This window comes from Streptomyces sp. NPDC058697, assembly GCF_042715345.1.
Taxonomy (GTDB): Bacteria; Actinomycetota; Actinomycetes; order Streptomycetales; family Streptomycetaceae; genus Streptomyces; species Streptomyces liliifuscus.
The window spans coordinates 442488-463669 of record NZ_JBHXSU010000001.1 but is presented as its reverse complement, the minus strand read 5'-3'; the positions used below and the strand labels follow the sequence as shown (position 1 = coordinate 463669).

12 protein-coding genes and 1 pseudogene are annotated in these 21182 nt (G+C 72.6%); 6 read left to right on the top strand and 7 right to left on the bottom strand.

Annotation, left to right across the window (positions count from 1 at the left end; translation table 11 throughout):
• Positions 1–71: 71 nt before the first annotated feature.
• Positions 72–767, bottom strand: a complete 696-nt coding sequence (locus ACFWXQ_RS02020; RefSeq protein ID WP_383954067.1) for a type 1 glutamine amidotransferase domain-containing protein — start codon at positions 765–767, stop codon at positions 72–74.
• A 218-nt stretch (positions 768–985) separates the two neighbouring features.
• On the bottom strand, positions 986–1399 hold the full coding sequence (locus ACFWXQ_RS02015; RefSeq protein ID WP_383954065.1) for a PaaI family thioesterase: 414 nt from the start codon (positions 1397–1399) through the stop codon (positions 986–988).
• Positions 1400–1584: 185 nt separating this feature from the next.
• Between ACFWXQ_RS02015 and ACFWXQ_RS02010 the strand changes: the two genes are divergently transcribed.
• A complete protein-coding gene (locus ACFWXQ_RS02010; RefSeq protein WP_383954063.1) occupies positions 1585–2943 on the top strand; it encodes a S1 family peptidase in 1359 nt (452 codons plus the stop codon).
• 168 nt (positions 2944–3111) lie between these two features.
• On the opposite strand, the gene ACFWXQ_RS02005 is transcribed toward ACFWXQ_RS02010, so the two are convergent.
• Positions 3112–5283: a SpoIIE family protein phosphatase gene (locus ACFWXQ_RS02005; protein ID WP_383955872.1), complete on the bottom strand. Its 2172-nt coding sequence runs from the start codon at positions 5281–5283 to the stop codon at positions 3112–3114.
• Between the two features lie 102 nt (positions 5284–5385).
• Between ACFWXQ_RS02005 and ACFWXQ_RS02000 the strand changes: the two are divergent.
• Positions 5386–6072 (top strand): annotated as a pseudogene (locus ACFWXQ_RS02000) (LuxR C-terminal-related transcriptional regulator); the annotation flags it as partial.
• Here ACFWXQ_RS02000 and ACFWXQ_RS01995 read toward each other — a convergent pair.
• The 4 genes from ACFWXQ_RS01995 to lanKC form a co-directional block, all read right to left on the bottom strand.
• Entirely contained in the window at positions 5998–8010 is a 2013-nt protein-coding gene (locus ACFWXQ_RS01995; RefSeq protein ID WP_383955877.1) for an ATP-binding cassette domain-containing protein, read from the bottom strand. The pseudogene ACFWXQ_RS02000 and the gene ACFWXQ_RS01995 sit on opposite strands and share 75 nt — an antisense overlap.
• Before the next feature lie 53 nt (positions 8011–8063).
• On the bottom strand, positions 8064–9785 hold the full coding sequence (locus ACFWXQ_RS01990) for an ABC transporter ATP-binding protein (RefSeq protein ID WP_386267312.1): 1722 nt from the start codon (positions 9783–9785) through the stop codon (positions 8064–8066).
• 83 nt (positions 9786–9868) lie between these two features.
• Positions 9869–9985: a SapB/AmfS family lanthipeptide gene (locus ACFWXQ_RS01985; RefSeq protein ID WP_055617622.1), complete on the bottom strand. Its 117-nt coding sequence runs from the start codon at positions 9983–9985 to the stop codon at positions 9869–9871.
• Positions 9986–10068: 83 nt separating this feature from the next.
• Complete coding sequence (gene lanKC / locus ACFWXQ_RS01980; protein WP_383954060.1) at positions 10069–12822, bottom strand: class III lanthionine synthetase LanKC; 2754 nt, start codon at positions 12820–12822, stop codon at positions 10069–10071.
• Between the two features lie 292 nt (positions 12823–13114).
• Between lanKC and ACFWXQ_RS01975 the strand changes: the two genes are divergently transcribed.
• The 4 genes from ACFWXQ_RS01975 (at position 13115) to ACFWXQ_RS01960 (ending at position 21081) form a co-directional block, all read left to right on the top strand.
• The gene (locus ACFWXQ_RS01975; protein WP_383954056.1) at positions 13115–13504 is read left to right on the top strand and encodes a hypothetical protein; all 390 of its coding nucleotides are present in this window, start codon (positions 13115–13117) and stop codon (positions 13502–13504) included.
• Positions 13497–17939 carry an AAA family ATPase gene (locus ACFWXQ_RS01970; RefSeq protein ID WP_383954054.1) on the top strand — a complete coding sequence of 1481 codons (4443 nt, stop codon included), beginning with the start codon at positions 13497–13499 and terminating at the stop codon, positions 17937–17939. The genes ACFWXQ_RS01975 and ACFWXQ_RS01970 overlap by 8 nt, the downstream gene beginning before the upstream one ends.
• Positions 17940–18059: 120 nt before the next feature.
• Positions 18060–20561: a SpoIIE family protein phosphatase gene (locus tag ACFWXQ_RS01965; protein WP_383954058.1), complete on the top strand. Its 2502-nt coding sequence runs from the start codon at positions 18060–18062 to the stop codon at positions 20559–20561.
• A 4-nt stretch (positions 20562–20565) separates the two neighbouring features.
• A complete protein-coding gene (locus tag ACFWXQ_RS01960; RefSeq protein WP_383954052.1) occupies positions 20566–21081 on the top strand; it encodes a metallophosphoesterase family protein in 516 nt (171 codons plus the stop codon).
• Positions 21082–21182 lie beyond the last annotated feature (101 nt).

The following is a 21182-nucleotide window of genomic DNA, read 5'->3' as shown; positions in this document are numbered from 1 at the left end:
CGCGTGGTGGCGCAGTGCAAGCCGATGGCCCCTGTTGCGGGAGTGGCGTCACCCGGGTTGCGGGAGTGGCGTCAGCCGAGCTTCTTCAGGAGCTCGGCGGCGAGCGGCGCGGAGGAGGCGGGGTTCTGGCCCGTGACGAGGTTGCGGTCGACGACCACGTACGGCGCCCACGGCTCGCTCTCCTGGAAATCGGCGCCGGCCTCCACCAGCCGGTCCTGGAGCAGCCACTTGGCCTTGTCGGCGAAACCGGCCTGGGTCTCCTCGATGTTGGTGAAGCCGGTCAGCCGGTAGCCCGCGAAGGCGTTGCCGCCGTCCTCCTTCGTGGCGGCCAGCAGCGCGGCCGGGGCGTGGCAGACGACACCGAGCGGCTTGCCCGACTCCAGGGCGAGGGTGAGGAGGCGGCCCGAGTCGGCGTTGACCGCGAGGTCCTCCATGGGGCCGTGGCCGCCGGGATAGAAGACGGCCGCGTACTCGTCCAGGTCCACGTCCTCCACGCGGATGGGGTGCTGCAGCTCGGCGAACGAGCCGAGCGCGGCGGCGACCTCGGCGGCGCCCTCCTCGCCGCCGTTGAACTCGGGAGCCAGGCTGCCCCGGTCCACGGTCGGCACGACGCCGCCCGGGGTGGCCACGACGACCTCGTACCCCGCCGCCTTGAACGCGGCGTAGGGGGCGACGGCCTCCTCGGCCCAGAAGCCGGTCGGGTGCTTGGTGCCGTCGGCGAGGGTCCAGAAATCGGTACCGGTCACTACGAAAAGAATCTTTGCCATGCCTCGAAGGTAGGCCGACGGGACACGGAGATCCAATAGGGGATCCATTGGAGGGCATCGGATTTCCAATGGCATCACGGGAATAGACCCGAATGGCCGTCGGTGCGCCCGAATGTCGGCCTTTCGTCACCCGCAACTGAAATGGGCGACGGATCTCGGCCGGGGAACGGATCCGAGCCCGGAAATGGACCGCTCCGGGCCCGGCAACGGGCAGCGAATCAGGCGAGCAGCGCGTACACCGCGCTCGCGCGGGCCGCGATCTCCTCCGTGCCCTCCGCGGTCATCGTGATGTCGGCGAAGGCCGTGCGGCGGCCCAGTTTCGTCACGACCGCCTCGATCAGGACGTCCGCGTCCATGACCGCACGCTGGAACGTCGTGGACTGCTGGACCGTGGTCATCGGCCCGTACTCGCCGCGCGCCGCCGACACCGCGATCACCGTCGCAGTGTCCGCCGCGGCCATCAGGGCCTGCCCCGAAAGGGAACCGCCCTCCCGGGCGAGCCGATCGGACCAGGGCAGCCGCAGCACCGCCCGACGGTCGCCCAACTCCTCGATCTTCAGACCGAGTTCGAGAACCCAGGGAGCGAAGTTCGCCGAGAGGATCTTGTCCGCATCAGCGGTGGTCAGCGTCATGCGGGCATTGTTCCCCGGCATCGCCCACGGGTCACCCGGGACAACTGAATCGCGCTTTCGCAAAGGAAGTTGAGGAAAGACGTTGAACGCCACACGCACCGCTTGCGTACCTACAGCCATCCAGGCGCCCGCAGTCAGCTGCCAGACGGCGGCTCGGACCCCCCAGTCCCCAGGAGGTCAAGAAGTTGAGTCACAAGCGGATACCCAAGCGCAAGGCCGTCATAGCCGCAGGAAGCGTGGTGGCGCTCGGCGCGGCGGCACTCATCCTGCCCAACGCGATGGCGTCCCAGACCGATGCGACGGAAGGTGCCGCCCCCAGAACGGTGAAGGCCGCGGAGGCGTCCGACCTCGCCTCGCAGCTGGCCGAACTGCTCGGTGAAGCCTATGCCGGTGCGTACTACGACTCGGGCAAGCAGCAGCTCATCATCAACGTTGTGGGCGACGACAACAACATCATCGTCCAGGCCGAGGAGGCCGGTGCCGTCGTCCAGCAGGTCGACAACAGCACCAAGGAACTCACGGCGGCCTCGCAGACGCTGAAGGCCGACGCGACCATCCCCGGTACCTCGTGGGCCGTCGACCCCCGGACGAACAAGATCCAGGTCACCGCCGACAGCACCGTCACGGGCGCAAAGTGGGACCAGCTCGAGTCGACCGTCAACACGCTCGGTTCGGGCATGGCGACCATCAAGAAGTCGGCCGGCACGTTCAAGACGTTCGTCGAGGGCGGCGACGCCATCTTCGGCGGCGGCGCACGCTGCTCGCTCGGTTTCAACGTCGTCGCCGACGACGGCGCCCCGGCCTTCCTGACGGCGGGTCACTGCGGTGTCGCCGCGGCCCAGTGGTCGGACTCCGAGGCGGGCGCGCCGATCGGCACGGTCGATGCCGCCACGGCCACGTTCCCCGGTGAGGGCGACTTCGCCCTCGTCAAGTACGACGACCCGGCGACCGAGGCACCCAGCACGGTGAACACCGGCCAGCAGTCGGTGGAGATCACCCAGGCAGCGGAGGCCGCGGTCGGCCAGGCCGTCATCCGGATGGGCAGCACCACCGGGCTGAACGACGGTGAGGTCACCGGCCTCAACGCCACCGTGAACTACCCGGAGGGCACGGTCACCGGTCTCATCCAGACCAACGTCTGCGCCGAGCCCGGCGACAGCGGTGGCTCCCTGTTCACCGCGGACGGCAGCGCGATCGGCCTGACCTCGGGCGGCAGCGGCGACTGCACCGTCGGCGGCGAGACCTTCTTCCAGCCGGTGACCACCGCGCTGGCCGCCGTTGGCGCGACGCTCGGGGCGGGCGACGCGGGTGCCGGTGCCGGCGAGGAGGCCGGCGCTGGTGAAGAGGCTGGTGCCGGTGAGGAAGCCGGTGCTGGTGAAGAGGCCGGCGTCGGTGAGGAAGCCGGTGCCGGTGGTGACGCGGTCGGCGGCGAAGAGGTCGGCGGCGAGGAGCAGGTCGGCGGCGTCGAGGACCAGAACGGGCAGGTCGAGGACCAGAACGGTAACGGCGTGGACGACGAGTCGGGTCTCACGAACCGTCAGTGACCTGAACGTACGTCGGTAACGCTTCCCAGTTCGTTCGGAGCGGCCCGGCTCTCCTGTTGGAGAGCCGGGCCGCTCTGTATGTATGGGGCCTTGGGGGTGGTGCGTCGTCTGCGGGCCGGTGGGGGCTGGGCGCGCAGTTCCCCGCGCCCCTGACGGGGCCGCGGCCCCTTACGGCGTGGGGCGGGCGCGGAGCAGTAGTAGGGCCACGTCGTCCACGCGTTGTTCTGCCGTGCCGCTGTGTTCCACGAGGGAGTCGGCCACCTCGTCGAGGGGGCGGTCGCCGATCTCGCCGAGGCGTTGTGCGAGGCCGGCCAGGGCGTCCTCGATGTCGACGCCGGGGGACTCGATGAGCCCGTCGGTGTAGAGGGCGAGCAGCGACCCGGGCGGCAGCGCGACGTCGGTGGTCGGGTAGACGGCGGCCGGGTCGATGCCGAGCAGCGGCCCGCCGGCCAGGTCGAGGACCCGTACCTTGCCGTCCGGCTTTCTCAGCAAGGGCGGCGGATGCCCCGCCCGGGCCATCACGAGCTGCCCGTGCGCCGGGTCAAGACGCAGATAGACACAGCTCGCGAAGAGTTCCGTACCCAGGTCGATCAGCAGCCGGTTGGTGCTGCTCATGACCTCCCCGGGCGGCTGGCCGACGGTCGTGTACGCACGTACGGCGGTACGGATCTGCCCCATCAGACCGGCCGCGGTGACGTTGTGGCCCTGCACGTCCCCGATCACCGCCGCGGCCTGGCCGCCCGTCGCGCCGTCGCCACCGGTCGGCACCAGGTCGTAGAAGTCCCCGCCGATCTCCATGCCCTGCGTCGCGGGCAGATAACGGGCCGCCGCCTCGATGCCGGGCAGGGACGGCAGCGAGTGCGGCAGCAGCGCGGCCTGCAGACCGTGCGCCAGCCGGTGCTTGGCGTCGTAGAGACGGGCCCGCTCCAGCGCCTGCGCGATCAGTCCGCTGAGGCTGGTCAGCACGGCACGCTCGTCGGCCGGGAAGGGATGCGGTTCCGCGTACGCGAGGACACAGGTGCCCACCGGCCGCCCGGACGCGATGAGCGGCAGATACGCCCAGGCCGCCATGCCGTCGGGCGTGGAGTTCCGGGCCGGGTAGAGGCGCTCCAGCTGCTGACGGGAGTCGAAGAAGGCGGGCACACCGCTTCTCAGGGCGTGCGCCCCAGGAGTCTGCTCGTTCAGCGGCATCCCGTCGAAGCGCTCCACGACATGCGGATCCGGATAGCCGCGGTGCCCGAGGACGTGCAGCCGGCCAGCCTGGGTGCCGAGGAGCACCAGCGCCTGACTGCCGACGGCGGGCGCGATCTCGTCCGCGACCAGTTGCACCACGTCCTGCACACCCACCGCCTCGGTGAGCGCCCCGGCCAGACTCAGCACCTGCGAGATGGTCACGAGACGCGTGCCGGTGTCCGCGTGCCGGAACCCCGCAGGGCCCTCCCGCGCCACGGCCCGCGCCCGGGTGATGCGCAGACTCAGCCCGTTCGTACTGGGATACAGCCGGAACGACAGCCAGTCCGAGGGCGGCCGGAGCGCCACGAACGACGTCGCCTGCTGGCTGAGCAGCGCGGCCCGGTAGCGGTCCTCGTACACCGGATCGTTGAGCCACGGCACGGTCGCCCACAGCTGGGTGCCCAGCAGCCCGCTGACCGGCAGGCCGAGCAGATCGGCCGCCGATGCGTTGGCGAAACTGATCCGGCCGTGCAGATCGAGCGCGCACAGCCCGTACGGCAGCCGCGCCACCATCCGCACCGCCTCCACCGTGCCGAGTGTTCCGGCCACCGTCGCCACCGGCGCCGGGGCGATCAGATCGGGCTCCGGATGGATCGGCCGCCCCTCCTCCACGGCCCGCTCAAGGCGCAGGGCGAGCCGGTCGCAGGCGGCGGTGAGATGGTCCCGCTCCCGTTCGGACAGTTCCGCGGGGTGCGAGCCCGGCCAGGTCACGAAGACCGCCCCGTAGGTGGCCCGGTCGGTCGCCACGGGCAGTGCGGCCAGCGCGAACGGGTACGGCAGGACGACGGCGATCCGCGGATAGTGGCGGGCCATGTCCTCCTCGCCGCCCACCCACACCAGCCGCCGGTCGCGCGCCGCCTCCGCCACCGGGATCGGAGCGCTCAGGCCCACCCGCTCCCAGGGGGCCGCGAAGGCCCTGGGCAGCCCGGCCATCACCGCCATCTCAAGGACCGGCTCGCCGGGGGTCAGCAGATACACCGCGCCCGAGTGCGCGTGCACGTCGTCCATGAGGGCGGCGAGCGTCAGCGACAGCAGCGGCCGGCCGACCGGCGGCGGGGCGGCGTCCCGTTCCTGCCCGGACACGTGCCAGTCGGACACGCCGACCACCTCCTCCCACGGACACGCGAAGGAGCCCAGGGCACAAGGCTCCCCCGGGCGGACGGTTCCCGCACGGCGAGGGGACCGGGGGCGCCACGGCCACCGGTCTCGATGTCACGGCCACCGGCCCTGAGGCCATGGTCACCGGCCATTGCGCCTCGGTCACCGACCATGGCCGGTTCTTCACGCCCGGGACAGGAGAGAAGTGGGACGCGCCTGTCATGGGGCACACACGCAGAGCACGACGGAATCGGCAGGCGGAGGGCGGAAGGGACTGACGTGATCCGGGTGCTTCTGGTGCACGACGTGTGTCTGGTGCGGTCGGTCCTGGCGGAGTGGCTGCGCCATGTGTCCGATTTGACGGTGTTCGACGCCGAGTGGCGTGGTGCGTCCGGGAGCGCCCGATCGCTGCGGCCCGACGTCTGCGCGGCGGATCTCGATCGCGCGGACTCGTACGAGATGCCGCCGCTCGGCGACCTGCGGGGGCCGGGCACGGCGGAGCCCCGGCTGCTGGTGCTGGCCACGGCGCGAAGACCTGGTCTCCTGCGGCGCGCGTTCGACGCCGGGGCGCTCGGCTACGTGGACAAGGAGAGCTCGCCGGAGCGGCTGGTCTCCGCGATACGGCGGGTGGCCGTGGGCGAACGGTTCGTCGACGACTCGCTCGGCTTCGGCTTTCTCCGGGCCGCCCGGATGCCACTGACCACCCGGGAGCTGAGCGTGCTGTCACTCGCCGCCGAGGGTGCCTCCGTCGCGGAGATCGCCGGAAGCCTCCATCTGTCCAACGGGACCGTACGCAACTACATGGCGGCGATCACACGGAAGACCGGCGCCCGCAACCGCGTCGACGCCATCCGGATCTCGCAGGGGGAGGGCTGGCTGTGACGTCTCCGGCCGGTCGGCAGCCGGGGCGGCTGGGACGGCCGGGACAGCCGGGGCTTCGGCGGCCGGCGACCAGGCGCCGACCAGGTCGCGGTAGAGCGGGGACCGCTCCAGCAGGTCGTCGTGGCTGCCGTATGCGGTCCGCCGGCCGTCCATGACCAGCACCCGGTCTGCGCGGAGGGCGGAGCTGATGCGGTGCGCCACGACCACGAGCGTGCCGCCCCGCCGGACGAAGGCACGCTCCACGCGCTCCTCGGCCGCCGGGTCCAGGTGACAGGTGGCCTCGTCCAGCAGGGCGAGGGGGGCGTGCGCGAGGTAGGCGCGGGTCAGGGCGATGAGCTGGCGTTCGCCCGACGACAGGGCCCCGGGGTCGACCTCGGCCGTCGGCCCGCCCAGCCTGTCGAGCAGCGCGCCCAGCCCGAGGGCCTCGGCGGCGGCCAGCAGCTCCGGCTCGGGCACGGGGGCCGGACGCAGCTGGCCCAGGTTCTCGGCGAGCGTGCCGGTGAAGACGTACGCCTCCTGCGGGATCAGTACGCGGGTGGGGTGCCCGGGGTGTCCGAGGTGGCCGGGGACGGGGTGGCCGGGGACGGGGTGGCCTGAGGCTGGGCTGTCGGGCGCCGGGCGTACGTCGACGGAGCCCCCGGTCGGTGCGAGGAGCCCGGCCATGAGGGCGGTGAGGGTGGACTTGCCGATGCCGCTGGGGCCCACGATCGCCAGGTGGGTGCCGTGGGGGACGGACAGATCGAGGTCGTCGATCACCGGCTCGCTGGCGGGGCCGTAGGCGAAGGTGAGAGAGGAGAGGGTGACGGCGGCGGGGGGACCGGGCGGTGCGAAGCCCGGTGCGGGTGCCGTGTCCGGAGCAGGGGAGGGAGCGAGGACGGGGACGGGGGCGTTGGTGGGTGCCGGAGTGTCCGGCGCGAGTCGGCGGAGGACGACCGCCAGCCGGGAGCCGCTGGTGCCCAGTCCGTGGATCAGGTTCTGGAGGGCCGGGAGCAGGGACTGCGTGACATAGGCGAGGGCACCCACCAGCGCGCCGGGTGTGACCCCGTGGGCGAGGAGCCAGGGTGCGGTCGCGAGCAGGAGGACGATGGGGAGCTGTCCGCCGACCGCCAGGGCCACCACCCGCAGGACGCCCCAGCGGGCCAGGGACCGTGCGGCGCGCTGCTCGGCCGCGATGCGCGCCCCCGCGTCGGCGGCGACCTGGTCCTCGGCACCGGCGGCCGTGATGTCCCGCAACCCCGGGCAAACCGCGCCGAGTTGGGAAGCGAGTTCCTCGTCGGCGACGAGGAACGCCTCCTGACGGCGGGTCAGCGGCCGCAGTGTCAGCGCGAACAGGGCCATACCTGCGGCGAGCGGCGGCGCCACCACGAGCAGCAGCGGCGGCGCGAGCGAGAACAGGCCGATCAGGGCTCCGGCGGCGGTGAACACGAAGGAGCGCGACACCATCACGAGTCCGGCGAAGGTGTCCCGGGCGATCTCCACCTGCTGGGTGAGCCGGGCCAGCGCGCCCCGGTCCGCGTCTCGCACGCCCCTCTCGACCACGTGCCGCACGAGCCGGTCGCGCAACGGCTCGACCAGCGCGGCCACGGCTCCGTAGACCCGCCCGGTTCCGTACGCCCCGACGACCACGGCGACGGCGGCCGCCGCGAGCCAGCCGAGCCCGACGTCCACCCGACCCGCCAGGAACCCGGCGTCGAGGGCCCGCGCCAGCGCGTACCCGGTGAGGAAGGTCTGAGCCGTCTCCAGCACGGACCATGCGGCGAGCCGCCCGGCCACGCGCCGCCTGGCCCGTAGGAAGCGGAGCCCGCGCCGGTGGACGCTGTTGTGCCTGTTCGGCGCGGTGGTGTCGGAGCGCAGGGCATCACGGGGCGGCTCGCTTCCGGCTCGCAGGCCGACCGGCGGGTCCCCGCTCACCGACTGCCTCCCTTCCGCTCGCCGCTCGGAGGCACGACGCCCGGGCGGACGCCCGCGTCGCTCCCGAACACGGCCCGGTACTCGGATTGCGCCCACAATTCCGCGTGCCGGCCGACGGCCCGCACCCGGCCTCCCTCCAGCCATGCCACCGAGTCCGCCCGGGCCGCCGTCGACGCCCGGTGGGCTACGACCAGGCGGCCGCACCCCGGTGTGCGCCGGAAGAGCGCCTCCGTGACGTGGTGTTCCGTCACCGTGTCGAGGCTCGACAGTGCGTCGTCTAGGATCAGCAGCCGTCCGCCGCGTGCGAACGCCCTTGCCAGACCGAGGCGTTGGGCCTCACCGCCGGACAGCGGGGCCGCGTCGCAGGGTGTCGCGTAACCGTGGGGAAGGCGGCGTACGAAGTCGTCGGCGCGGGCGGTTCGGGCGGCCTCCCGTACCCGGTCCGGGGGCGGTTGCGGGTGGCCGAAGCCGATCGTGTCCTCGACGGTCTCGCCGAGCAGGGCGGGGCGTTCGAAGGCGTAGCCGATCGCGCGCCGCAGTGTGTGTCGGTCCAGTTCGCGCAGCGGCACCCCGTCGAGGAGCACCTCGCCGGAGTCCGGGTCGGCCAGCCGCCCGGCGAGTGCGGCCAGCAGGGACTTGCCCGCCCCCGAGCGTCCGACGACGGCCAGGGTGGTTCCGTCGGGGACGACGAGGTCGACCCCGTCCAGCACGGTTCGGCCGCCGCGGCTCCGGGCGGTCACCGCGCGCAGCTCCAACTGTCCCTGCCCCGGTGGGAGATGGCGCGTGCCGTATGTGGTCTCCGGTTCCTCCAGTACCTCGCCGAGTCGGCGTGCCGAAGCCCGGGCCTCGATCAGCCCGCCGATCCGGCCGACGAGCACGCCGACGCCGGTCGCCAGCACGGCGTATCGGGAGGCGGCCAGCAACTCGCCGACGGAGAGTCGGTGTTGGGTGAGCAGCAGGCCTGCCGTGGCCAGTACCGCGATCTGCAGCAGCGGTGCCACCCCGACGGCCTGTGCGGCCGCGCGCCCCTGGACACGCCACATCCGGTGGCCCTCGCGGGACAGTTCGGGCAGCGGGCGCAGGATCCGTGCGACCTCCTTGTCGGCGGTCCCGCCGGCCGCGATGGTGCGCGCACCGGCGATCGCCTCCGCGAGCGCGCCCGCGATCCGCCCCTGCGCCTCCTGGTAACGCGCCACACACCGCGAGGAGTTGCGCGCGAAGGCCCGGAGCAGCGCCACGACGACGGGCACCCCGCCCAGGAACACGAGCGCCAGCCGGGGATCGATCAGCCATAGCGCCACGACCGCCCCGAGCGGAGCGGCCAGCGCGGCGAAGAGGCCGGCCAGCGTGGCGGGGGCCGTTCCGGCCTGCGCGGCGTTGCCGACGAGACGTGCGACGAGTTCACCTGGCCCGAACCGGTGCCCGGCCCGTGGTCCCACGCCCAGCACATGTCCGGTGAGCCGCTCGCGCAGCCACGCGGTGGCCCGGGCGTTCGTGGTCGCGCCCAGTACCGTCTCGCACGCGTCGAGCACGGCGAGCACCAGTATCAAGGCCGTGCAGTAGAGCACCCAGTTGGTGGCCCGGGAGGGGGCCGCCAGCAGGGCGTCGAGCGCCCGGCCCAGTGCGGCCGGCAGTAGCAGGCCCGCCGCCGTCCCGGCCAGGGAGAGGAAGGCGAGGGTCGTGCAGCGGACGCCGCTGTGCCGGGTCGCCGCACGCAACAGCGCGCCACCGTGCGAGGCCCCGGGCGGCCCCTCCCCACTGGGGGTCGGGAACCGCCCGGAGCCGTGTGAACGCGGTGCTGTCAGAGACACAGGGTGACGCTGGCCGCGCTGATGCACGAGAGCAGGCTGAGGGTGCTGTTCGCGCCGCCGTCCGTCTGCTCGTCGGATTCCATCGTCTGCAGGTCGAGAAGTGCCATGGTGATGTCCTTTTCTCTGAGTGAAGTCGCCCTGTGGGGACGGGGTTTGGTGTCACGACTCCGCCGGACGGCGGAACCGCGTATCAGGGCCGCCGTGGAGGCGGCGGGAGGAACGGCAGATGGGCGAGGGCCTCACCGTCGAGTGCGGCGCCGAGCGCGAGCAGACACCCTGCCGTTCCGGTTCCCAGGTCCATGGAGAGGCGCATCATCTGGTGCCCGGGGAAAGCGAGTTGGCCCTGGTAGGGCATCGCGAACCAGCCGAGCCCGGCGATCTGCGCGGCGAGCTGTCCGGGGTCCGCGCCGGTGCGGCTGAGGTGCAGGATCATGCCCGCCCGGCCCTGGAAGAGCCCGGGCTGCGCGTAGAAGCGCGAGGTGGCGGCGGTCAGGATCTGCGACCGGACTCGCTCGAACTCGGCCCGGCCGTAGGAGTCTTGGCCGCGCGAGACTTGGCCGTTCACGCGCCGGCCGTTCGACCGCCGGCCGTGCTCGCTCCGGCGGTGCTCGTCTCCGCTGTCCTCGCTCCGGCCGCCGTCGGCGTGCGCGAGGGCGAGGTAGTCGTCGACGGCCAGGCCGATTCCGGCGCTGCCGTCGCCGAGGTAGGGGAGGGTGCGTCGGCCCTCGTCGACCTCCAGGCCGCCGCCCCGCTGGACGACGCAGCACTCCAGGTCCCGCCGCAGCGCCTCGGCGGCCGACGTCAGCAGCTCGGGGTCACCGGTCGACTCGTACCGGCGCAGCAGGAACAGCGCGGGCCCGCTCGCGCCGCGGAGGAGTCCGGCGCGGCGCTTCTTCGGTTCGGGCCGCGGCTCGGCCAGCCGTTCCCGGAGGATCCGCGCCACCTCAGCCGCCCGGAGGTCCAGCTCAGGCTCCCCGGTCGTACGCGCCAGCCGGTCGAGCACCAGGCCGAGCCCCGCGAGCCCGCCCTTCAGGTCGGAGGACAGCTTCCGCCACTTCTCCTTGAGCACGGTGTCGACGAGGTCCAGCGCCCGCTGCCGGTGCCCGAGCAGGTCGAGGACGTACGCGACACCCGCGAGACCGTCGTACAGGCCGAGCGGTGTTCCCGTCGGCACCGGGTCGGTGTGGTCGAGCAGCCAGCGCTCGCCCTCCTCGTACCGGTCCGCGCCGGTCTCCGCCAGGGCGTACAGCACACCCGAAGCCCCGTACGCGAGCCCGAGTCCGCCGCCGTCGGAGAACTGGGCGATGTCGCCCGGGAACAGCCGGTCGTCGCGCTCCGGGGTGGCCGAGGCGAGGATCGCCTTGACCATCGAGTCGCGGCTGTACGGCCAGTCACCGGGCTCGGCGAGTGCGGCGTACGGCAAGGCGTTCGACGGGGACGGCAGGACAGCCGCGGTGGCCGATGCGGCGGCAGGCGATGGCGGGGCAGGGGCGCGCGACGCCGGGTCCCGGGTGATCTCGGCGACCGCCTCGGCGAGGAACTCCTGTGGTACGTCCGGGAATTGGTCCGTGATGACCTCGGCGAGGTGTGCCGCCTTCGCGCGGTCCACCACGAACAGCGTGGTGACCGGCATGAACATCGCGAGCCGCAGACACGCCAGCGCGTACCGGTCCACGTCCGCGCCCCTCCGGTCCGGCGGCGCGAAGAACCCCGGATGGGCGACGACCTGGCGACCGTCCTCCTCGATCGGCGCCGCCGCCTCGAAGTCGAGGAGCGCGACCGACCGTTCGTCGGGGGCGACCATGATGTTGAACATGTGCAGGTCGTTGAAGGCGATGCCACGCGCGTGCACCGCCTCGACCGCCTCCTCGACAAGCCCGTGAATACGCAGCGCCCAGGCCGTGTAGTCGGCGACGGCGGCGGGGTCCGGGTCGGCGGTGAGCAGCGGATGGCGTTCGGCGAAGAAGGAGTTGAGGGGCCGGCCCTCCAGGAAGTCCATGACGAGGAAGCGATGCTCGCCGAGCATGAACCAGTCGCGCACCCCGGGCACCACACCGAGCCCGGACACTCGCTCCAGGGCGTACTTCTCCCGGGCGAGCCGGGCGACGGCGTCCGCCCCGTCGGCGGCGAGCCCCGCGTGCGGACGGCCCTCCTTGAGGACGACCCTGCTTCCGTCGCGGGTGTCGACGCCCGCGTACACACCACCGCCGTTGGAGAAGTGCAGCGCCTTCTCGATGCGGTACGGCAGTTCGCCGACCGTCGTCGTGTTGCGCGCGGCGAGCTGCGGTTCCAGGAACGCGGGCAGGGTCACCCACTCCGGCACCTGGAAGGAGGGCGCCCGCCGGTCCGGCACGAGCCGGCCCTCGCCGTCCGTCACCGCGGGCACCAGTGTGCCGCGCTCGTCCACGACGAAGGACCGAGCGAAGGCCCCGTAGCGCACGTACAGCGGACCGTCGTTCCAGCGCAGGTCGGTGAGGATGTACGGCCCTTCGAGACCGTCCAGCAATTCACCCAACTCATCCAATACGACCTGGAGTTGGGCCTCGTCCGCCGGATAGACGGTGACGAACTTGCCGCTCGCGTCGCGGGCGGCGTACTTGACGTTCCGCAGGTACAGCAGGTGCGGACCCGGCACGAACTTGAAGGGGATCAGCCGGGGCACGCAGTAGTCCCACACGGCCGCCGCGATCCGCTCCGCGTTCTCCCGCGTGGCCGAGGCGTGGATCTTCCAGCCCTGGACCGGGCCGGACCGTGGCCGGCCCTCCCCGTCGACGGGGGTCATCGTCAGCCAGTCCCCGATCCGGGACGCCCGCCATCCGTCGGGCACCGCACGCCGGGCCGTCTCGTAGTTGGACGCTTCGCCGCGTCCCTCCCCGGTCAGCCGGTCCGGCGTCTCGTAGAAGTACCTGTCGGCCAGCGCGTAGACCTCGTACCGCTCGTCCATCGCATTCCCCTCGACGGCTGCCGAGCCTTCCACCCCACGAAGGGCCCGCACAGTCACGGCTGTCACGAGGTGACCGTGAGGAATGCACGGGTCGGGTCCTATGAGGAGCGCACGGGTCGAGTCGTGTTCGGTCTCTTTCGGGCGGTCGTGGTCGAAGCGGTGCCACAGACCGCCGCATTTGCCTCATGGATAGTCAATTGGAGCTTGACCGGTGCTTATGGCGTGGACCGCTGGCACCATCACAGGTCTCTGCCAATGGCGGCGCGCCGATCACGGCGCGAAGGGGGACCCCATGGATGTGAGCGTGCGTCTCGACGGCGCCAACCAGTCCGGCCAGCTGCGTTCGCTGGCCCTGTGGCTCACCACGGAACGGGAGCTGCGCGGAAGGGTGCGAACGGTCGAACCGCCGCCGGAGGAAGGGACGTTGGGCCCGGTGGTCCAGGAGGTCCTGATAGCCGTCGCCCAAGGAGGCATAGGGGCCCTCGTCGCCGCTCTCGTCGGGTGGATACGCCAGCGCGGTGTCGACATCACGTGCTCGCTCACGACGGCGTCCGGTATCACCGTCGAGGTGTCCACCAGCCGGGTCCGGGCGGCGTCCCCGGAGGAACTGCAGGCCCTGGTCGCCGACTTGGCGGAGGGCCTCGGCCGCACCCACGAGCTGCGGGGCCAGTCCGATGAGTGACCTCTCCGAGCGTCCCGGACGGCTGCTTCTGCCCGCGCTCGCCTCCCCCGGGAGTCGTGCGCTGCTCATCGGCACGGGTTCCCATCCCGACGGCTCCGGGCTGCCCTCGGTGCCGGCGGTCGCCGGTACGCTCACGGATCTGGGGCAACTGCTCGTGGAGCGGTGCGGCCTGGCCGAGGAGAACCTCGTCGTCGTCCGCGACCCGGCCGACTCCATGGAACTGGGGCTCACCCTCGCGGACCAGGCCGAACAGGCCGAGGACGTCCTCTTCGTCTACTACGTGGGCCACGGACTCGTCAGCCCCGGCGGAGGCCTCCATCTGGCCACGCGGTACACCGACCGGCGCGCCAACCGCCTGTCCCACACGGCCCTTGCCTACGCCGGTGTGCGGGACTGCCTGCTCTCCAGCCCCGCCCGGTCGATCGTGGTGGTGCTCGACTGCTGCTACTCGGGCCGCGCGATCGGCACACTGGGCCCCGCGGCCGGCGAGGGCACGGAAGGCGAGGTCTCCGACAGTGAGGCCGCCCAGCTGGCGAGGGTGCACGGCGCTTACGTACTGACGTCGACGGGCAGCGAGGCGCGCGCGCTCGCGCCGCCCGGACAACCCCACACGGCCTTCAGCGGCGAACTCATCGCCCTGCTCCGCGAAGGCGAGCCGGACGCCCCCGCCTATCTGACCCTGCGCGACCTCTACCGGGGCCTGGACCGCCGCCTGCGCGCCCGGGGTTTCCCGCGCCCCAGCCAGCAGGTGAGCGACTGGGCGGAAGACCTCGTCCTCGCGCCCAACCCCGCCTACGTTCCCCCGCAGCGGCGCAACGGCCGGGGGCCCGCGGTCGACGACTCGCGGCAGCCGCCCGCGCTCTCCGGTGTCTGCCCCTACCCGGGACTGGCCTCCTTCGGCGCGGGCGACAGCCAGTGGTACCGCGGTCGCGAGGCGCTGACCTCGGCACTGGCCGGGCGCCTGGGCGAACAGCTGGCGAAGAGCGGGCCGTTGTTCGTGCTCGGTCCGTCCGGGTCGGGCAAGTCGTCGCTGCTGCGCGCCGGTCTGCTGCCGGCCCTGGCGTCGGGCGCGGTGCCCGTTCCGGGCTCCCGCACCTGGCCGCACGTACTACTGACACCCTCCGCCACTCCCATGCGGGCCCTCGCCACGGCGCTGTCCGCGGTGACCGGAAGCTCTCACGAGGAGCTGGCCGACCGGCTGACGGCGGATCCGTCGGAGCTCGCGACCGTCGTGCACGACACGATGCAGGCCAGGGGCGGCGGAGCGGTCACCGGTGCCCGGATGGTGCTCCTCGTGGACCAGTTCGAGGAACTGTTCACGCAGTGCGAGTCGGAGAGCGAACGGGAGGCCTTCGTACGGGCGTTGTGCACCGCGGCGGCCTCTCCGGCGCCCGGACAGGAGCCCTCGGCCCTGGTGGTCCTGTCCGTACGGTCCGACTTCTACGACCGGTGCGCCCGCATCGCGGAGCTGCGTGAGGCACTGGAGGGAGGGCAGGTCGTCGTCGGGCCGATGAGCGTGCCAGAGCTGCGGGCGGCCATCCAGCAGCCCGCCGACGCGGTCGGCCTGTCACTGGAACCCGGTCTGGTGGAACTCCTGCTCACCGACTTCGGCGCCGTCGAGTCGACCGGAGCTGACGGGACAACGGCGGACACCGCCGACGAGCAGGACACCGACTCCACGGCTCTGCCCCTGCTGGCCCACGCCCTGCTGACCACCTGGGAACGGCGTGACGCCGACGGCATGACCGTCGACGGCTACCGCTCGACCGGCGGCATCCAGGGAGCCGTGGCCGCCACCGCGGAGCGGACCTTCGACCGACTGGACGCCGAGGAGCAGGCCTGCGTCCGCGACCTCATGCTGCGCATGGTGCGCGTCGGCACCGGCACCGCGGCGGACACCGGGCAACGCGTCCCGGTCGAGCGGCTGATCGCGGAGCATCCCGACCCCGCCAGGGCCAGGGCGGTACTTGAGGCGCTCACCGGCTCCCGGCTGGTCGTGGTCGCCGAGACCGGCGCGCAGATCATCCATGAGGCGCTGCTGCGGGCCTGGCCGCGCCTTCGGCAGTGGGTCAACGCCAACCGCGCCGGACTGCTGACCCGTCAGCACCTGCTGGAGGACGCGGAGGAATGGGACCGGCAGGGGAGGGACACCTCCCTGCTGTATCGCGGCACCAGGCTGGCCGTCGCCCGCGACTGGGCCGACACCGAGGGCCGCGACCTGCTCGGAGGACCGCTGGCGTCGGCCTTCCTCGCGGCCGGCGACGAGCTGGAGGAGCGGGAGCGGCAGGCGGCCAGGAAGCGCGCCAACCGGCTGCGCAGGCTCGCCGTGACGCTGGCCCTGCTGCTCGTCGCCTCGGTGACGTCCGGCGCCATCGCCGTACAGCAGCGGCAGGCCGCCGAACACGGCAGGCACACCGCCACCTCGCGCGAACTGGCCACGAAGTCGACCCTGCTGGCCACCGCGGAACCGGACGCCTCCATGCTGCTGGCCGCCGAGGCGTTCCGTCAGGGGCGTACGACCGAGGCGCGCGGCGCACTGCTCAGCGCCCAGAGCCAACGCCTGGCCGGGGTGCTTCCGGGCCACCGGGGGAGCGTGAGGTCTCTGGCGTTCTCGCCGGACGGCACACTCCTCGCGACGGCCGCCGCGGACCGGACCGTACGGCTGTGGGAGGTCTCCACGCGTCGCCGCGTCGCCGTCCTGACGGGGCACCGGAAGTCCGTCTCGTCCGTGGCCTTCTCGCCGGACGGGCGGTACGTCGCGGCGGGCGGCGCGGACGGGACGGTGCGCCTGTGGAACACCTCCACCCATCGTGGTGGTGCCGTCCTGAGCGGGAATCAGGGAGCGGTCACGGCGGTGGCGTTCTCGCCGGACGGCAAGTTGCTGGCCGTCGGGGGCAGGGACGCCACCATCGCCCTCTGGGCGCCGGAGAAGAACAAACGGCTCGCACGGCTGACGGGCCACGGAAAGGGCGTCGAGAACGGCGGTGTCCTGGCCCTCGCCTTCGGCCCGGACGGCCGGACCCTGGCCAGCGGCGGCGACGACAAAACCGTACGCCTGTGGGACACGCGGAAGCGAGAAGCCCTCGCGGTGCTCGAAGGACACAGCAACAGCGTGACCACCGTGGCCTTCGCCCCCTCCGGAGCGTCGGTCGCCTCCGGAGGGACGGACGGTGGGGTGAAGCTCTGGGACGTCGCCCGGAGACGGCTGCGCAGCGACGTCGACGCCAACCCCGCGCAGGTCCGGTCGGTCGTCTTCAGCCCCGACAGCCGGCTGATCGCGGTGGGGAACGACACCGGGGACACCGAGATCTGGACCGTCGAGGACGGGCAGTACGTCACCGAGTTCACCGGCCACGCCGACGCCGTGCTCACCGTCGCGTTCAGCAGGGACGGCAAGAGGATCGCCACCGGCGGCGTCGACCGCACGGTACGCCTCTGGTCCACCGACACCTCCGTCCTGACGCTCCGCCCCGATGCCGCGCAGTACCGCGTCGCGGTCAGCCACGACGGCCGGTGGATCGCGGCCTACAACGGCCACGACGACGCCGTCGACCTGTGGGACCTGAAGACCCAACGGCACGTCGCCGCGCTGCCCGACGCCGGGGAACTGACCTGGGGCCTCGCCTTCAGCCCCGACGACGGCCTGCTGGCCTCCGCCGGACCCGCCGGGAAGGTGCGGGTCTGGGACACCGGAACGCGTCGCTCCGTCGCGGTTCTCGACACGACCAGCCCGAAACGCAAGGCCCAGGCCGTCCACTTCAGCCCCGACGGGCGCAGCCTGGCCGCCGCCGACGGCGCGGGCGACGTGACGGTGTGGGACACGGACAGGTTCCGGACCCGGCTGACGATGAAGGGCCACGAGGGCGCGGCGTTCGGTGTGAAGTACAGCCCCGACGGCCGGACGATCGCCTCCGTGGGCGAGGACAGCACCCTGCGCCTGTGGGACGCACGGTCGGGCCGTTCCCTGGCGGTCCTTGACAACCACGCCGGCATGACGTTCGACCTCGCGTACGCCCCGGACGGCCGCACGCTGATCACGGGCAACAACGACGGGACGGTCCACCTGTGGGACGTCCGTACGCGCACCGGTCGCGCGACGCTCGACATTTCGGCCGGAACGGTCTACGGGATCGCGGTGGACGCCAAGGGCACCTCCCTGGCCGTCGCGAACTCCGACGGGACGGTCCAAATCTGGGACATCGCCTCCGAGCGGCGCACCGCCACGCTCACCGGCCACACACTGGGCGCCATCACGGCCGCCTTCTCCCCGAACGGAAGCACCCTAGTGTCGAGCGGCAACGACACGATCCGCCTCTGGGACCTCGACGCCGGCCGGGCGACGCGCCACATCTGCGACGTGGTGGGGCCCGCCGTCGACCGGGACCGCTGGCGCAAACTGATGCCGGACGTTCCCTTCCACACGCCGTGTTCCTAGACATACGGAGACATACGTACCGGCGGTCCCGCCCGGAGGCCCCGCTTCCGGGCCCCGTCCGACCCATGACCTGCCTCCGAACGGTCACAGGGGCTGCGCAGCCGTCCCGGAAGCGCTGTAATTGCGGACGTGGTCAGTGAGGGCGCTGCGGAACGCAGAACGAGAACGCTGCGTACCGAACTTGCCCTCAAGACGCTTCACGCGGACCTCGGGGCCCCCGAACGGCTACGGAGCGTGCTCGAACAGGCACTCGTGTTCAGTGGCGCGACACTCGCCACCGTCTACGCGCCGGGCGACAGCGGTGACCAACTGTGTCTGATCGAGGCGGCGGGCGTACCCCGGTCCCTGTACGGGCTGCGCGACAGCTACCCGCTCTCCGGCGGCTCGCCCGCGGCGGACGCCTACCGGCTCGGCCGGCCCCTGTGGCTCAGTCCCGAAGAGCTCGCCGTGCGCCCCGGCGCCCGCCCGATGCCCGCGGGCGACTTCTGGCTGGCCGCCCTGCCACTGCCCCCGGACCCGCGCGGCGGTGGCTGTCTGATCGCCGTGAACGAGAACCCGGGCGGCTTCGACACCGAGGACCGCACCTGTCTCGAACTGCTCGCCGGGGCAGTCTCCTTCCCGCCCTCCACCGGAACCGCGGACTCGGACGACCTGCCCAGCAGTTCGTTCAGCCTGGCCATGGACACCGGGCGCGTCGAGGTCGACGACGAGATGCTGGAGCTGTTCGGCCTCGCCCCCGACGAGTTCGACGGCAAGGTCGAGACCCTGCTGGGCATGGCCGTGCCGGAGGACCTGCCCTCGCTGATGTCCGTGGTGGAGTCCGACCACCTGTCCATCGGCGAGCGCGAGCTGGAGTTCCGCATCCTCCAGCCCTCGGGCGACCAGAGGTGGCTCAGGCTCCGCGCGCGACTGCTGCCGGCCGCCGACGGACGCCCCTCCCGGCTGGTGGGCACCGTCGCCGACGCCTCCAAGCTCCGCTCCGGCGGCAACGAGGTCGCCCGAGTCCAGCGCCTCGCCGCGGCCCTCGCCACCGCCGGTACCGTCCACGACGTCAGCCAGGCCGTCGTCACCGCCCTGCGCCGCCCCCTGAAGGCCGACCGGATCGCCCTGGCCGAACTGGAGGGCGACCGACTCGTCGTCACCGTCCTGGACCCGCCCGAACCGGAGGCCTGGCCCGAGGTCTGGCGCTCGGAATGGCGCTCGGAGTGGCCCGACGCGCCCGTCCGCACCATGCCGACCCTCGCGGCCGCCCTGCGCGACGGACGCGCGGCCATCTGGCCGGCCGGAACCCCGCTGGAGGCCACACTCGCCGAGGTCGGCCCCGGCGGCCTCGCCATCCTCCCGCTGCCCGCCGGCGGCAGAATGGCCGGCGCCTGCCTCATCGGCTGGGACACCCCGCACGACTTCGGACCCGACGAGCGCGCCCTGCTCACCGCCTCCGCAGGCCTCGCGGGCCAGGCCCTGATGCGCGCCCACGCCTTCGACGCCGAACACGAACTCGTCGGCATGCTCCAGCGCACCCTCCTCCCGCGCAGACTGCCGCCCCTGCCGGGCGCGGAGGCCGTGGCCCGCTATCTGCCCACCACTGCGGGCCTGGAGGTCGGCGGCGACTGGTACGACGTGATCCCGCTGCCCGACAGCCATGTCGCCCTCGTCATCGGCGACGTCCAGGGGCACAACGCCCAGGCCGCCACCCTCATGGGCCAGATGCGCACCGCGCTACGCGCGTACGCCGTCGAGGGCCACCCGCCGGACGTGGTCGTCTCGCACGCCAACCGGCTGCTCATGGACATGGAGACCGACCTCTTCGCCACCTGCTGCTACGTCGACGTCGATATGGCGGAGGGCACGGCCTGGTGCGTACGCGCCGGACATCTGCCGCCCGTCCTGCGCCACCCGGACGGCACCACCGAGATCGTCGTCACCGAGGGCGGACCACCGCTCGGCGTCATCACCCAGGCCGACTTCCCGATGAGCCCCATGCCGCTGCGGCCCGGCACCATCGTGGCCCTCACCACCGACGGCCTGGTCGAGTCCTCCGAGCTCGACATGGAGGACGGCCTGAACCGGCTGTGCGACGAACTGTCCGCCGCCGACCCCGCCCACCTCGGACTCGTCGCCGACGCCCTGCTCGCGGGCGCCAACCGCAGCGACGACGTGGCCCTGCTCCTCATGCGCTACGACGGACTCGACCTGCGGCCGCTGCGCGAGAGCTGGACCGTGTGGCGCGTACCCGAGGCCGTCCGCCACGCCCGCCGCTTCACCCGGCGCACCCTGCGCGTCTGGGGCATCACGGAGGAGTCCGACGCCATCCTCCTGGTCGTCTCCGAACTCGTCACCAACGCCCTCGTGCACACCGACGGCCAGGTCCGCCTCGACCTCACCCTCATCAACGACCGCCTGCGCATCGCAGTCGCCGACTCCTCACCGCGTTCGCCCATCAAGCCCACCAGCATCGGCTGGGAGGCCACCGGCGGCCGCGGCATCCTCCTCGTCGAGGCCCTCTCCGCGACCTGGGGAACGGTCCCGGTCAGCGGCGGCAAACAGGTGTGGGCCGAGATCGCCGTGACCGAACCGCCCCCGGCCGAACCGCCCCCGCCCGGACCGCCCGTCCTAGGCTGATCACGTGCGCCTCCTCCTGATGTCCGACACCCACCTCCCCAAGCGCGCCAAGGAACTCCCGGCGGCGCTCCTCGCCGAACTCCCGCGCGCCGACGTCGTGATCCACGCGGGCGACTGGGTGGACACCGCCACCCTCGACCTCCTGGAGAGCCGCTCGAACCGGTTCATCGGCGTGTACGGCAACAACGACGGCCCCGAGCTGAGGGCCCGCCTCCCCGAGATCGCCCGGGCCGACCTGGCCGGCCTGCGCGTCGGAGTCGTCCACGAGACCGGCGCCGCCCAGGGCCGCGAGGCGCGCTGCGCCACCCGCTTCCCGGACCTCGACGTCCTGGTCTTCGGCCACAGCCACATCCCCTGGGACACCACGGCCGCGACCGGTCTGCGCCTTCTCAACCCGGGCTCGCCCACCGACCGCCGACGCCAGCCGCACTGCACGTACATGACGGCGGTGGTGAAGAACGGCGAGCTCACCGAGGTCCGACTCCACCGGCTGCCGCCCCGAGAACCGGCGGACGGCTGACGGCTGACGGCGGACGGCGGACGGTCCGGCGAAAATCAGTGGACGGTGAATGGTCCGCCGGATGGGATGGGTCGGCCGCTTCCCGGTCCGCACCCAGGAGT